A 13,197-nucleotide genomic window follows, 5' to 3' on the forward strand; every position below is an offset into this window, starting at 1 on the left:
CCCACATTTGAATGTGTTCACACATCAAAAGGTGGGAGGGGGCTTGCCCCCGATGGTTTCAGCAGCGCCGCGAAATCAGGGCTTGATCACATGCCATGCCCCACCCTTGCCATCACCGCTCTTGTCACCGGCCTTGTGGTCATCCTTGTAGGTGTAGACAGGTTTGCCCTTGTAGGCCCATTGACTGGTCTGGTCATCACGGGTGATCACGGTCCAATCGCCCATTGATTTGTCGGTAGACTCTGCTTTCAGCGGCGGCCAGTTGGTCGCGCACTGGTCCTTGCACACTGACTTGCCATCGGCGTCCTTGTCGAAGGTGTAAAGGGTCTTCCCACTGTGATCCACTAACAGACCGTTCTGGGTCATCGCCGGCTCCGCCGCGAATGCCAGTGTCGGGAGCGTCAACGCCGCCGTGACCAGCAGGGCCTTCCAAGAAAAAGTACTGTGAGTCATCGGAACCTTCCTTTTGTGGTTGTCAGGATTCGGACCCAAAGCGTAGTCCAGAGTGCCCCGAATTGCCCAAGCGACTAAATTACTGTCACACGACTGCAATAATTCCGTTATCTAATGCGGCGCAAGACAGTTAAATGACAAGAGGATTTTCGAGCATGGTTGGCAGGAGCATTCTGATTGTTGACGACGAAGCGCCCATCCGCGAGATGATCGCCGTTGCGTTGGAAATGGCCGGCTATGACTGCCTGGAGGCGGAGAACTCCCAGCAGGCCCATGCCATTATCGTCGACCGCAAGCCGGACCTGATCCTGCTGGACTGGATGCTGCCCGGCACCTCCGGCATCGAACTGGCCCGCCGCCTCAAGCGCGATGAGCTGACCGGGGATATCCCGATCATCATGCTCACCGCCAAGGGCGAAGAAGACAACAAGATCCAGGGCCTGGAAGTCGGCGCCGATGACTACATCACCAAGCCGTTTTCCCCACGGGAACTGGTAGCGCGCCTGAAAGCCGTGCTGCGCCGTGCCGGCCCGACCGATGGCGAAGCACCTATCGAAGTCGGTGGCCTGCTGCTGGACCCGATCAGCCACCGCGTAACCATCGACGGCAAGCCGGCCGAGATGGGCCCGACCGAATACCGCCTGCTGCAATTCTTCATGACCCATCAGGAGCGTGCCTATACCCGTGGCCAGTTGCTGGACCAGGTGTGGGGCGGCAACGTGTATGTCGAGGAACGCACCGTCGACGTGCATATCCGTCGCCTGCGCAAAGCCTTGGGTGATGCCTACGAGAATCTGGTACAAACCGTGCGCGGCACCGGCTACCGGTTCTCCACCAAGGGCTGAGCCAGTCACTTTCCTTCCTTAACAGCTGACAAGGACGCATGTTTAAGTGAACCAGAACTGGCATGGCACCCTGATCCGCCACATGCTCCTGTTGATCACCGCCTGCCTGTTGGTGGGCCTGGTCAGCGGCTATTACGGCTGGAGCCTGGCCATCGGTATCGGCCTGTACCTGGGCTGGACCCTCAAGCAATTGCTGCGCCTGCATGAATGGCTGCGCCAGCACAAACCCGACGAAGCACCGCCCGATGGCTACGGCCTGTGGGGTGAGGTGTTCGACAGCATCTACCACCTGCAACGCCGCGACCAACGGGTACGCGGGCGCCTGCAAGCCGTGATCGACCGGGTGCAGGAGTCCACCGCTGCGCTCAAGGACGCGGTGATCATGCTCGACAGCGACGGCAACCTGGAGTGGTGGAACCGCGCCGCCGAGACCCTGCTGGGCCTCAAGACGCCCCAGGACAGCGGCCAGCCGGTAACCAACCTGGTGCGTCACCCGCGCTTCAAGGAATACTTCGAGCAGGACAACTACGAAGAAGCCCTGGAAATCCCCTCGCCCACCAACGACCGTGTGCGTATCCAGTTGTACCTGACCCGCTACGGCAACAACGAACACCTGATGCTGGTGCGCGACGTAACCCGCATCCATCAGCTGGAGCAGATGCGCAAAGACTTCGTTGCCAACGTCTCCCACGAACTGCGCACGCCCTTGACGGTGATCTGCGGCTACCTGGAGACGCTGCTGGACAACGTCGAGGAGATCAACCCGCGCTGGAGCCGTGCCCTGCAGCAAATGCAGCAGCAGGGTTCACGCATGCAGACCCTGCTCAACGACTTGCTGTTGCTGGCCAAGCTCGAGGCCACGGATTATCCGTCGGACAACCAACCGGTAGCCGTCCAGAGCCTGTTGCAGACCATCAAGAATGACGCCAAGGCCCTGTCGGGCGAGCGCGGGCAGCAGATCAGCCTGGATGCCGACCCGCAGGTGTTGCTCAAAGGCAGCGAGGGCGAATTGCGCAGCGCGTTCTCCAACCTGGTGTTCAACGCGGTGAAGTACACCCAGGACAAGGGCACTATCCGCATTCGCTGGTGGGCCGACGAGCAAGGCGCACACCTGAGCGTGCAGGACTCTGGCATCGGCATCGACGCCAAGCATCTGCCGCGCCTGACCGAGCGTTTCTACCGCGTCGATTCCAGCCGCAACTCCAACACCGGCGGCACCGGGCTGGGCCTGGCCATTGTCAAGCATGTGCTGCTGCGCCACCGTGCACGCCTGGAAATCAGCAGCGTGCTGGGACATGGCAGTACATTCACCTGCCATTTTCCACCTGCGCAGATGACCCGTTCGCGGCTCGTCGGAAATGACGAATAACTCAAACACAGCACAAAACTAAATGTGGGAGGGGGCTTGCTCCCGATGGCGGTGCATCAGTATCAGATATGCAGACTGACACACTGCTCTCGGGAGCAAGGCCCCTCCCACAATTGGAATTGTGCTGTTTCGAATAAGGCATTCCAGGCCCCACCCGGCAGCAACCACTAGGCAAGCGCCCCGTCAGCCGCTACATTGGCCGACTTGCGCCTGCCTTTCAGGCCCTTCTGTCACCCCTTATTGAACACACGGAACCTGCAAAACCCAATCATGGACCCTTCCCCTGGTATCACCCTCGCCACACTCTTCGCCGATTTCGGCATGATTCTTTTTGCTCTGATCCTGGTACTGCTCAACGGTTTTTTCGTTGCGGCGGAATTTGCCATGGTCAAGCTGCGCTCGACCCGGGTCGAGGCCATCGCCCACACCAACGGCTGGCGCGGGCAGATCCTGCGTACCGTGCACAGCCAGCTCGACGCCTACCTGTCGGCCTGCCAGCTGGGTATCACCCTGGCCTCCCTGGGCCTGGGCTGGGTCGGTGAGCCGGCGTTCGCGCACATCCTCGAACCGCTGCTGGGCGCCGCAGGCGTCGAATCGCCGGAAGTGATCAAGGGCGTGTCGTTCTTTGCCGCGTTCTTCGTGATTTCCTACCTGCACATCGTGGTCGGTGAACTGGCGCCCAAGTCCTGGGCCATTCGCAAGCCCGAACTGCTGTCACTGTGGACGGCGGTGCCGCTGTACCTGTTCTACTGGGCCATGTACCCGGCGATCTACCTGCTCAACGCCAGCGCCAACGCGATCCTGCGCATCGCCGGCCAAGGCGAGCCCGGCCCGCACCACGAGCACCATTACAGCCGCGAAGAGCTCAAGCTGATCCTGCACTCCAGCCGTGGCCAGGACCCGAGCGACCAAGGCATGCGCGTACTGGCCTCGGCCGTGGAGATGGGCGAGCTGGAAGTGGTGGATTGGGCCAACTCCCGTGAAGACCTGGTGACCCTGGACTTCAACGCCCCGCTCAAGGAAATCCTCGCGCTGTTCCGTCGCCATAAATTCAGCCGCTATCCGGTGTATGACGCGGTGCGCAACGAGTTCGTCGGGCTTTTGCACATCAAGGACCTGCTGCTGGAACTGGCGGCCCTGGACCACATCCCCGAATCGTTCAACCTGGCCGAGCTGACCCGCCCGCTGGAACGTGTGTCGCGGCACATGCCGTTGTCGCAGTTGCTGGAGCAGTTCCGCAAAGGCGGCGCGCACTTTGCCCTGGTGGAAGAAGCCGACGGCAAGATCATCGGCTACCTGACCATGGAAGACGTGCTGGAAGTGCTGGTGGGCGATATCCAGGACGAACACCGCAAGGCCGAGCGCGGCATCCTCGCCTACCAGCCTGGCAAATTGCTGGTACGGGGCGATACGCCGCTGTTCAAGGTGGAACGCCTGCTGGGCGTCGACCTGGACCACATCGAGGCCGAAACCCTGGCAGGGCTGATCTACGACACCCTCAAGCGCGTGCCGGAAGAGGAAGAAGTGCTGGAGGTTGAAGGCTTGCGGATCATCATCAAGAAGATGAAAGGGCCGAAGATCGTGCTGGCCAAGGTCCTGCTGCTGGATTGACCCTCAATTGCCCAATGCAAAATTGGGCAATGTCCCGACCGGCTGGTTGAATTCGTAAGGAATCGACACCAGCCCGGCCGCGGTACTCTGTTGCACCACAAAGTGCAGGTGCGGCCCGCTGCTGTTGCCGGTATTGCCCGACAACCCCAGCGCGCTGCCCACCGCCACACGCTGCCCCGGCCTGACACTCACCGAGCCTTGCTTGAGGTGCAGGTACACACCCTGGGTGCCGTCATCGTGCTGCACGCGCACGAAATTGCCTGACGCATCGTTGCCGCGTCCGATCTGGCTATTCTCGATTTTCACCACCACACCGCTGCGTGCCGCGATGATCGGCGTGCCTTCGGGCATGGCGATGTCCATGGCGTAGCGGCTTTTGGCGTCGGTGTGGCTGAAGCTGCCGTTGGGACCTTGGGTCAGGCGGAACGGACCGCCACGCCAGGGCAAGGGGTAACGGTAGGCTTGTTGCGGGTAAACGGGTTTTGGCCTGTAGAGTACCGGCGGCTGTACGCGCTCGACCCTACGTTCCTGGATCACGAACGCCTGGGCGCCGGGGGTTTGCCGATCGCTGAAAAACACCATGCCGTTGGCATCGGTGGATTTGTACAGGGTCATGGCCTGGGTCGAATTGGCGACCAAGGCCAACATGCAGGACAGCAAAAGGCGAAGGAGCATGGCGCGAACCTGCCGGAGTGAATGAACAGCAAGCTAGCAAGGGATCATGACAATCCCGGGGCACGCCCCTTCGGACTGAAAGTCAGGCCCCCGGCACAAAATGCTTCTGCGCCGTACCGCGCGCAATCAGGCGGGAGATGTAGTCGAGCTTCTGCGCATCCTGGTCGATAAAGCGGAAGGTCAGTTGCAGCCAGTCACTGTCCGGCTTGGGTTCGAAGGCGACGATGGCGTGCAGGTAGCCGTTGAGACGCGCCACCTCGGCGTTGTCGCCCTGTTCCAGGTCGAGCACGGCACTTTCCAGTACCTGAGGCAGGACCTCACCGCGACGCACCACCAGCAGCGCCTCCTTGATGCTCAGCGCCTTGATCACGCATTGCTGAGTGCCGCTGGACAGGCGCAACTGGCCCTGGCCACGGCCGCCAGTGGGTGCAGCGCCTGGCGCTTGGACCGGCGGGGCGTTGTTAAGCAGGCCTTTGCTTGGCGCAGACGCAGCCGCCGCAACGGGGGCTGCACGTACGGCTTCAGGCTTGCCACCGGTCAGGGCACTCAGGGAATCATTGCCGAAGGCCGAGTTCATCTTGGTCGGCGCGCTGGCGACCAGGGCGTCGAGGCGACCGACCTTGTGCAGGGCTTGCTTGACCTTGTTCAGCAGTTGCTCGTTGGTGAACGGTTTGCTGACGTAACCGGAAACCCCGGCCTGGATCGCCTGGACCACGTTCTCTTTGTCGCCACGGCTGGTCACCATCACAAACGGCATGGCCTTGAGGTGCGGTTGCTCACGGCACCAGGTCAACAGCTCCAGGCCGGACATCTCCGGCATTTCCCAGTCGCACAGCACCAGGTCGAAGCTCTCGCGCATCAGGATGGTCTGGGCCTTCTTGCCGTTTACCGCATCTTCAAGCTTGATCCCGGGGAAGTAGTTGCGCAGGCACTTCTTCACCAGGTCGCGGATAAACGAGGCGTCATCCACCACCAATACACTGACTTTACTCATCGACCCTTCATCCTATAAAAACTTCGGCACGCAAAACGCCTGACTAATGGCATTTTGCCAAAACTCTGTAGTCACGTTCGGACTTTCTTTTACCCGATTCGCAAAAAATTCAGGCGCCACAAACGAAAACGCCCGACCAGAGGCCGGGCGTTAATTTCTCGGGCAACCTTACTTATCGTCAGGTTCGCCCGGAACATTAGGGATTTGATCGGCTGAACCCTCAACTTCGGCCTTCATGCGCTTGAGACCCATGTGCCGTACGTCGGTACCGCGCACCAGATAGATCACCAGTTCCGAGATATTGCGCGCGTGATCACCGATCCGCTCCAGGGAGCGCAACACCCAGATGATGCTCAAGACCCGCGAGATAGAGCGCGGGTCTTCCATCATGTAGGTGGCCAGCTCACGCAGGGCGGTCTTGTATTCTCGGTCGATGACCTTGTCGTACTGCGCTACCGACAATGCCAGCTCGGCGTCAAAGCGCGCAAAGGCATCCAGGGCATCCCGTACCATGTTGCGCACCTGGTCGCCGATATGACGCACTTCGACATAACCGCGCGGCGCTTCACCCTCTTCGCACAGCTGGATGGCACGGCGGGCAATCTTGGTGGCTTCGTCGCCGATCCGCTCGAGGTCGATCACCGACTTGGAAATGCTGATGATCAGGCGCAGGTCGGATGCTGCCGGCTGGCGACGGGCGAGAATGCGCAGGCATTCTTCGTCGATGTTGCGTTCCATCTGGTTGATCTGGTCGTCGATCTCGCGCACTTGCTGGGCCAGGCCCGAGTCGGCCTCGATCAGCGCGGTCACGGCATCGTTGACTTGCTTCTCCACCAGCCCGCCCATCGCCAGGAGGTGGCTGCGCACCTCCTCGAGCTCGGCGTTGAACTGCGCGGAGATGTGGTGGGTAAGGCCTTCTTTGCTAATCATGTTGGCGTCCTTGGAGCGTCCGGTAAGGTGCGGAGAACCGCAGCGTCAGTGCAATCAGAACCACAGCTTCCTAGCCGTAGCGACCGGTGATGTAGTCTTCGGTCTGCTTCTTCGCCGGATTGGTGAACAGGGTGTCGGTATCGCCGAACTCCACCAGCTTGCCCATGTACATGAACGCGGTGTAGTCGGAAACCCGCGCCGCCTGTTGCATGTTGTGGGTCACGATAACGATGGTGAACTTGGACTTGAGCTCGTAGATCAGTTCTTCGACTTTCAGCGTCGAGATCGGGTCGAGTGCCGAGCAGGGTTCGTCGAGCAGCAGCACTTCCGGCTCCACGGCGATGGTGCGCGCGATCACCAGACGTTGCTGCTGGCCGCCGGACAGGCCGAGTGCCGATTCGTGCAGGCGGTCCTTGACCTCGTCCCACAGCGCCGCGCCTTTAAGGGCCCACTCAACGGCTTCGTCGAGGATGCGCTTCTTGTTGATGCCCTGGATGCGCAGGCCGTAGACCACGTTTTCGTAGATGGTCTTGGGGAACGGGTTAGGCTTCTGGAACACCATGCCCACACGGCGACGCAGTTCGGCCACGTCTTCGCCCTTGCGGTAGATGTTGGTGCCGTAGAGGTTGATGGCCCCGTCCACGCGGCAACCGTCCACCAGGTCGTTCATGCGGTTGAAGGTACGCAGCAGCGTGGACTTGCCGCAGCCCGACGGGCCGATAAAGGCGGTCACGCGCTGCTTGGGGATGTTCATGCTGACGTCGAACAGCGCTTGCTTGTCACCGTAATACAGGCTCAGGCCCGGTACTTCGATGGCCACGGTTTCCTGGGCCAGGCTCAGGCTCTGTTTGTCGCGACCCAGGGCAGACATGTTGATGCCGTGGGAATGGGTGTCGTGTTGCATGGTCTCACTCCGTTCGTAGCTGCACGCTTTTAGCTGCAAGCCGCAAGATTTGAGCAAAAGCGGCTTGTAGCTTGCCGCTTGTGGCGAATAGCTTTAGCTGTCCAGCGCCTTGTACTTCTCGCGCAGGTGGTTACGAATCCACACCGCCGACAGGTTGAGCGTGGCGATCACCAGCACCAGCAGCAAGGCGGTGGCGTACACCAGCGGCCGTGCGGCCTCAACGTTAGGGCTCTGAAAGCCGACGTCATAGATATGGAAGCCCAGGTGCATGATCTTCTGGTCCAGGTGCAGGTACGGGTAGTTGCCGTCCAGCGGCAGCGACGGGGCGAGTTTCACCACGCCGACCAGCATCAGCGGCGCCACTTCACCGGCGGCGCGGGCCACGGCGAGGATCATGCCGGTCATCATCGCCGGGCTGGCCATCGGCAGCACGATCTTCCACAGCGTTTCCGCCTTGGTCGCGCCCAGCGCCAGGGAGCCTTCACGCACCGTACGCGGAATCCGTGCCAGGCCTTCTTCGGTGGCCACGATCACCACCGGTACCGCCAGCAGCGCCAGGGTCAGCGAGGCCCAGAGCAGGCCCGGTGTACCGAAGGTCGGTGCCGGCAGCGCTTCGGCGAAGAACAGACGGTCGACCGAGCCACCCAATACATACACGAAGAAACCCAGGCCGAACACGCCGTAGACGATGGCCGGTACACCCGCCAGGTTGTTCACGGCGATGCGGATGATGCGCGTCAGGGTGTTCTGCTTGGCGTATTCACGCAGGTACACCGCCGCCAGCACGCCGAACGGGGTCACGATCATCGCCATGATCAGGGTCATCATCACGGTGCCGAAGATCGCCGGGAAGATCCCGCCTTCGGTGTTGGCCTCCCGCGGGTCATCACTGAGGAATTCCCACACCTTGCTGACATAGAAACCGATCTTGGTCACGGTCCCCATGGCGTTCGGCTGGTAGGCGTGCACCACCTTGCCGATGCCGATTTCAATTTCCTTGCCGTTGCCATCGCGAGCGGTCAAGGCGTCACGGTTGAACTGGGCGTGCAGGTCGGCCAGGCGCGCTTCGATGTCCTGGTAGCGAGCGTTCAGCTCGGCGCGGTCGGCCTCCATGTCGGCCTGGGCGGCCGCGTCGAGCTTGCCTTCCAGCTCCAGTTTGCGGCCATGCAGGCGGATGCGCTCGAGGCCGGCGTTGATCGCGCCGATGTCGGACTTCTCCAGGGTCTTGAGCTGGGCCGCTAGCTTGTTCACGCGGTCCACGCGGGCTTGCAGCTCCGGCCACGCGGCCTCGCCTTCAGCGATGACCTTGCCATCCTGCTTGACGTTGACCAGAGTGCCGTAGAAGTTGCCCCACTCACGACGTTCGATGGTCATCAGGTTCTTCGGCGTGCTCTGGTCCTTCAACCATTCGCCGACAATCCAGGTGAAGTCGTTGCCGTTCAGATCGCGGTTGCCGACCTTGATCAGCTCGCGGGTCATGAATTCAGGGCCCGCATCGGGCACCGGCAGGCCCGCGCTTTTCAGGCGCTCGCGCGGCACTTCCTCTTTCTGCACCACTTCGCCGATGACGATATGGTTTTCCTGGCCCGGCACGTTGTAGTTGGCCTGGATCAGGTCGGCCGGCCAGAAGTGGCCCAGGCCACGCACGGCAATCACGGCCAGCAAACCAATGGTCATGATGACCGCGATGGACACCGCGCCACCGCTGATCCAGACGCCCGGAGCGCCGCTCTTGAACCATCCATTCAGGGAGTTCTGTTTCACAGACTTCTACCTTTCTTAAAGCGACGAGTATTTCTTGCGCAGACGCTGACGAATCAGCTCGGCGAGGGTGTTCATGATGAAGGTGAACAGCAGCAGCACCAGCGCCGAGAGGAACAACACGCGGTAGTGACTGCCGCCGACTTCCGACTCGGGCATTTCCACCGCGACGTTGGCCGCCAGGGTGCGCAGGCCTTCGAACAGGTTCATCTCCATCACCGGCGTGTTACCGGTGGCCATCAGCACGATCATGGTCTCGCCCACGGCGCGGCCCATGCCGATCATCAGCGCCGAGAAGATGCCCGGGCTGGCGGTCAGGATCACCACGCGGGTCATGGTCTGCCACGGCGTAGCGCCCAGGGCCAGGGAACCCAGGGTCAGGCCGCGCGGTACGCTGAACACGGCGTCTTCGGCGATGGAATAGATGTTCGGGATCACTGCAAAGCCCATGGCCAGGCCGACCACCAGGGCGTTGCGCTGGTCGTAGGTAATGCCCAGGTCGTGGGAGATCCACATGCGCATGTCGCCGCCGAAGAACCAGGTTTCCAGGTACGGGCTCATGTACAGCGAGAGCCAGCCCACGAACAGGATCACCGGGATCAGGATTGCGCTTTCCCAACCGTCGGGAACCCGCAGGCGAATCGACTCGGGCAGGCGACTGAAGACAAACCCGGCCACCAGGATGCCAATCGGCAACAGCATCAGCAGGCTGAAGATCCCCGGCAGATGCCCTTCGACATACGGCGCCAGGAACAGGCCGGCGAAGAAGCCGAGGATCACCGTCGGCATGGCTTCCATCAGTTCGATCACCGGCTTGACCTTGCGGCGCAGGCTCGGGGCCATGAAGTAAGCGGTGTAGATCGCCGCGGCAACGGCCAGTGGCGCCGCCAGCAGCATGGCGTAGAACGCCGCCTTCAGGGTACCGAAGGTCAATGGCGCCAGGCTCATCTTGGGTTCGAAGTCGGTGTTGGCGGCGGTCGATTGCCAGACGTACTTAGGTTCGTCGTAGTTTTCGTACCAGACCTTGCTCCACAACGCGCTCCAGGACACTTCCGGGTGCGGGTTGTCCAGCAGCAGCGGCTGCAGCTTGCCGCCGGCTTCGACGATCACGCGGTTGGCGCGCGGCGACATACCAAACACGCCCTGGCCGTCGACCACCGGATCCACCAGCAGGGTGCGGTGGGCGGTGCTGTGGAACACGCCGAACTTGCCGGAAGCGTCGAGGGCGGTAAAGCCTTTGCGCCGCTCTTCGGCGGTGATTTCCACGATGGGCGCGGTGCCCATCTGGAAGGTACGGATCTGCTTGAAGCGCTGCTCGCCATCCGGGTCACGGGCCATGAACCACTGGGCCAGGCCGCCTTTGGAGTTACCGACGATCAGCGAGATGCCGCCCACCAACTGGGTGCTGGCGGTGACTTCGGCAGTGCCATCTTCCAGTAATTTGTAGCGACCGTTGAGGCTCTTGTCGCGCAGGCTGAACACATCCGCCAGGGCGCGGCCGTTGATCACGTACAGCCATTGCTGGCGCGGATCGATGAAGATCGCCTTCACCGGCTCGGTCATTTGCGGCAGCTCGACACGCTTCTGCTCGCTGGTGACTTCACCGGTCATCATGTTTTCTTCGCGGCTCAGGGTCAGCACGTTCAAGTGCGAACCGGCCGAGCCTGCCACCACCAGCGACGAATCGGTGGCGTTGAGGGCAACATGCTCCAACGGGCGGCCGGCATCGTCGAGCACGATCGGCGTTTCACCGTAGGGGTATTCAATCGCAGGCGTGATGGTTTTCTTGCCGTCCGGGTACGACACCTTATAGGTGTGACGGAACACCAGGGACTGGCCATTGGACAAACCGAGGATCACCAGCGGGCTGCCCGGCTGGTCTTCACCGATGGAAGCCACGCTCACGCCGGGCGCAAGCGGCAGGTCGACACGCTTGAGTTCGGCACCGCTCGTGACGTCAAAGAACAGCGCCTGGCCCTTGTCGGAAACCCGCATGGCGACCTGGTTCTGCTCTTCCAGGGAGATCAACAACGGCTTGCCGGCGTCCTGCATCCAGGCGGGCGTCAGTGCGTCTTCCTTGGTCAGCGAGGCGCCTTGGAACAGTGGCGCGACCACGTAGGCGAGGAAAAAGAAAATCAGGGTGATCGCACCCAGAACGGCGAGGCCGCCCACCAGCACATACCAACGGGTCAGGCGATCCTTGAGCGCGCGAATACGGCGCTTGCGTTGCAGCTCAGGCGTATTGAAATCAATGCGCTTGGGGGGAGAAGTTGTCGTCATGGTGGAATTGGCCAGATCATTCATGCGCACACCCTAGCGATCCTGTATGACAGAAAGATGACAGTGCAGTGACGCAACAAATCCGCCGCGAAGCAGGGCTGGCAGCGGACTAGAAAATTCGGATGCGGGGCCGGTATTCCGGCCCCGCAGAGGCAATCAGTTGCCTTCTTTCAGACCCAGGTCAGCCAGGGCCTTGGCGGCAACCTTGGCTGGCAGTGGGATGTAGCCGTCCTTGACGACAACTTCCTGGCCCTGTTTGGACAGAACCAGTTTCACGAACTCGGCTTCCAGCGGGGCCAGAGGCTTGTTCGGGGCTTTGTTGACGTAAACGTAGAGGAAACGCGACAGCGGGTATTTGCCGTTCAGGGCGTTTTCTTCGCTGTCTTCGATGAAGTCAGTGCTGCCTTTCTTGGCCAGGGCCACGGTCTTCACACTGGCGGTCTTGTAGCCGATGCCCGAGTAACCGATGCCGTTCAGCGAAGAGCTGATCGACTGCACGACCGAAGCCGAGCCGGGTTGTTCGTTCACGTTAGGCTTGTAGTCGCCTTTGCACAGGGCTTCTTCCTTGAAGTAGCCGTAGGTGCCGGATACCGAGTTACGGCCGAACAGTTGCACTGGCTTGTTGGCCAGGTCGCCGGTCACACCCAGGTCACCCCAGGTTTTCACATCGGCTTTGCCACCACACAGGCGAGTCGAGGAGAAGATCGCGTCGACTTGTTCCATGGTCAGGTGCTGGATCGGGTTGTCCTTGTGCACGAACACGGCCAGGGCATCCACGGCAACCGGGATAGCGGTTGGCTTGTAGCCGTACTTCTGCTCGAAGGCCGCCAGTTCGGTGTCCTTCATCTTGCGGCTCATCGGGCCCAGGTTGGAGGTGCCTTCAGTCAGCGCAGGTGGCGCGGTGGCGGAGCCGGCAGCTTGAATCTGGATGTTGACGTTCGGGTATTCCTTTTTGTAACCCTCGGCCCACAGGGTCATCAGGTTGGCCAGGGTATCGGAACCGACGCTGGACAAGTTGCCCGACACACCAGTGGTCTTGACGTAAGCCGGGATTGCCGGATCAACACCTGCGGCCACCGCGTTGGCGGTCGCAACGCCAGCAGCGACAAAAGTCATTGCCGCCATCAAACGTTTCAGTTTCATGCCTTGCTCCTAGCAGATAGGGATAGTTGGATCGGGGCCAAGTATCGAGAGGCCGTGTGAACACTCTATGTCTGAAATATGACAATTGGATGAAAGGCCAGCATTGGAGATCACACAACAAAAGGAGAGAAGGTCGGGACGTACGAGGAGGTTAGAGCGACTAAGCGACTTCTTGGAAACAAGCTGTAATTGTTATAAAACGCAAGGCATGTGGCGAGGGAGCTTGCTCCCT

11 protein-coding genes are annotated in these 13,197 nt (G+C 61.1%); 3 read left to right on the forward strand and 8 right to left on the reverse strand.

Features of this window, described 5'->3' with window-relative positions; genetic code table 11:
• Window positions 1–75 precede the first annotated feature (75 nt).
• Window positions 76–453, reverse strand: coding sequence for a COG4315 family predicted lipoprotein (locus tag BLW22_RS29365; RefSeq protein WP_027608253.1), 378 nt, complete (start codon window positions 451–453; stop codon window positions 76–78).
• A gap of 155 nt (window positions 454–608) precedes the next feature.
• On the opposite strand from BLW22_RS29365, the gene phoB reads away from it, so the two are divergent.
• The 3 genes from phoB to BLW22_RS29380 all read left to right on the forward strand — a co-directional run bounded on the left by phoB (window position 609) and on the right by BLW22_RS29380 (window position 4,278).
• The gene (phoB, locus tag BLW22_RS29370; protein ID WP_003176964.1) at window positions 609–1,298 is read left to right on the forward strand and encodes a phosphate regulon transcriptional regulator PhoB; all 690 of its coding nucleotides are present in this window, start codon (window positions 609–611) and stop codon (window positions 1,296–1,298) included.
• An 82-nt stretch (window positions 1,299–1,380) separates the two neighbouring features.
• Complete coding sequence (gene phoR / locus BLW22_RS29375; protein ID WP_235865632.1) at window positions 1,381–2,667, forward strand: phosphate regulon sensor histidine kinase PhoR; 1,287 nt, start codon at window positions 1,381–1,383, stop codon at window positions 2,665–2,667.
• 270 nt (window positions 2,668–2,937) lie between these two features.
• Window positions 2,938–4,278 carry a hemolysin family protein gene (locus BLW22_RS29380; protein ID WP_027608251.1) on the forward strand — a complete coding sequence of 447 codons (1,341 nt, stop codon included), beginning with the start codon at window positions 2,938–2,940 and terminating at the stop codon, window positions 4,276–4,278.
• A gap of 3 nt (window positions 4,279–4,281) precedes the next feature.
• On the opposite strand, the gene BLW22_RS29385 is transcribed toward BLW22_RS29380, so the two are convergent.
• The 7 genes from BLW22_RS29385 to BLW22_RS29415 form a co-directional block, all read right to left on the reverse strand.
• Entirely contained in the window at window positions 4,282–4,953 is a 672-nt protein-coding gene (locus BLW22_RS29385; RefSeq protein ID WP_065926746.1) for a peptidoglycan DD-metalloendopeptidase family protein, read from the reverse strand.
• Window positions 4,954–5,035: 82 nt separating this feature from the next.
• A complete protein-coding gene (locus tag BLW22_RS29390) occupies window positions 5,036–5,947 on the reverse strand; it encodes a response regulator (protein ID WP_027608249.1) in 912 nt (303 codons plus the stop codon).
• A 168-nt stretch (window positions 5,948–6,115) separates the two neighbouring features.
• Window positions 6,116–6,877: a phosphate signaling complex protein PhoU gene (phoU, locus tag BLW22_RS29395; protein WP_027608248.1), complete on the reverse strand. Its 762-nt coding sequence runs from the start codon at window positions 6,875–6,877 to the stop codon at window positions 6,116–6,118.
• Window positions 6,878–6,947: 70 nt separating this feature from the next.
• A complete protein-coding gene (pstB, locus tag BLW22_RS29400) occupies window positions 6,948–7,781 on the reverse strand; it encodes a phosphate ABC transporter ATP-binding protein PstB (protein ID WP_027608247.1) in 834 nt (277 codons plus the stop codon).
• Window positions 7,782–7,874: 93 nt separating this feature from the next.
• Window positions 7,875–9,545: a phosphate ABC transporter permease PstA gene (gene pstA, locus BLW22_RS29405; protein WP_027608246.1), complete on the reverse strand. Its 1,671-nt coding sequence runs from the start codon at window positions 9,543–9,545 to the stop codon at window positions 7,875–7,877.
• Between the two features lie 15 nt (window positions 9,546–9,560).
• Window positions 9,561–11,594 carry an ABC transporter permease subunit gene (locus BLW22_RS29410; protein WP_174562752.1) on the reverse strand — a complete coding sequence of 678 codons (2,034 nt, stop codon included), beginning with the start codon at window positions 11,592–11,594 and terminating at the stop codon, window positions 9,561–9,563.
• Window positions 11,595–11,978: 384 nt separating this feature from the next.
• Window positions 11,979–12,965, reverse strand: a complete 987-nt coding sequence (locus BLW22_RS29415; protein WP_016978637.1) for a phosphate ABC transporter substrate-binding protein PstS — start codon at window positions 12,963–12,965, stop codon at window positions 11,979–11,981.
• Between the last annotated feature and the right edge of the window lie 232 nt (window positions 12,966–13,197).

It is taken from the genome of Pseudomonas marginalis (genome assembly GCF_900105325.1).
Taxonomy (GTDB): Bacteria; Pseudomonadota; Gammaproteobacteria; order Pseudomonadales; family Pseudomonadaceae; genus Aquipseudomonas; species Aquipseudomonas marginalis.

What these genes read in the sequence shown, in the direction of transcription:
- BLW22_RS29365 (WP_027608253.1), bottom strand. Translation starts at nt 453, where the DNA reads ATGACTCACAGTACTTTTTCTTGGAAGGCCCTGCTGGTCACGGCGGCG.
- phoB (WP_003176964.1), top strand. Translation starts at nt 609, where the DNA reads ATGGTTGGCAGGAGCATTCTGATTGTTGACGACGAAGCGCCCATCCGC.
- phoR (WP_235865632.1), top strand. Translation starts at nt 1,381, where the DNA reads ATGCTCCTGTTGATCACCGCCTGCCTGTTGGTGGGCCTGGTCAGCGGC.
- BLW22_RS29380 (WP_027608251.1), top strand. Translation starts at nt 2,938, where the DNA reads ATGGACCCTTCCCCTGGTATCACCCTCGCCACACTCTTCGCCGATTTC.
- BLW22_RS29385 (WP_065926746.1), bottom strand. Translation starts at nt 4,953, where the DNA reads ATGCTCCTTCGCCTTTTGCTGTCCTGCATGTTGGCCTTGGTCGCCAAT.
- BLW22_RS29390 (WP_027608249.1), bottom strand. Translation starts at nt 5,947, where the DNA reads ATGAGTAAAGTCAGTGTATTGGTGGTGGATGACGCCTCGTTTATCCGC.
- phoU (WP_027608248.1), bottom strand. Translation starts at nt 6,877, where the DNA reads ATGATTAGCAAAGAAGGCCTTACCCACCACATCTCCGCGCAGTTCAAC.
- pstB (WP_027608247.1), bottom strand. Translation starts at nt 7,781, where the DNA reads ATGCAACACGACACCCATTCCCACGGCATCAACATGTCTGCCCTGGGT.
- BLW22_RS29410 (WP_174562752.1), bottom strand. Translation starts at nt 11,594, where the DNA reads ATGCAGGACGCCGGCAAGCCGTTGTTGATCTCCCTGGAAGAGCAGAAC.
- BLW22_RS29415 (WP_016978637.1), bottom strand. Translation starts at nt 12,965, where the DNA reads ATGAAACTGAAACGTTTGATGGCGGCAATGACTTTTGTCGCTGCTGGC.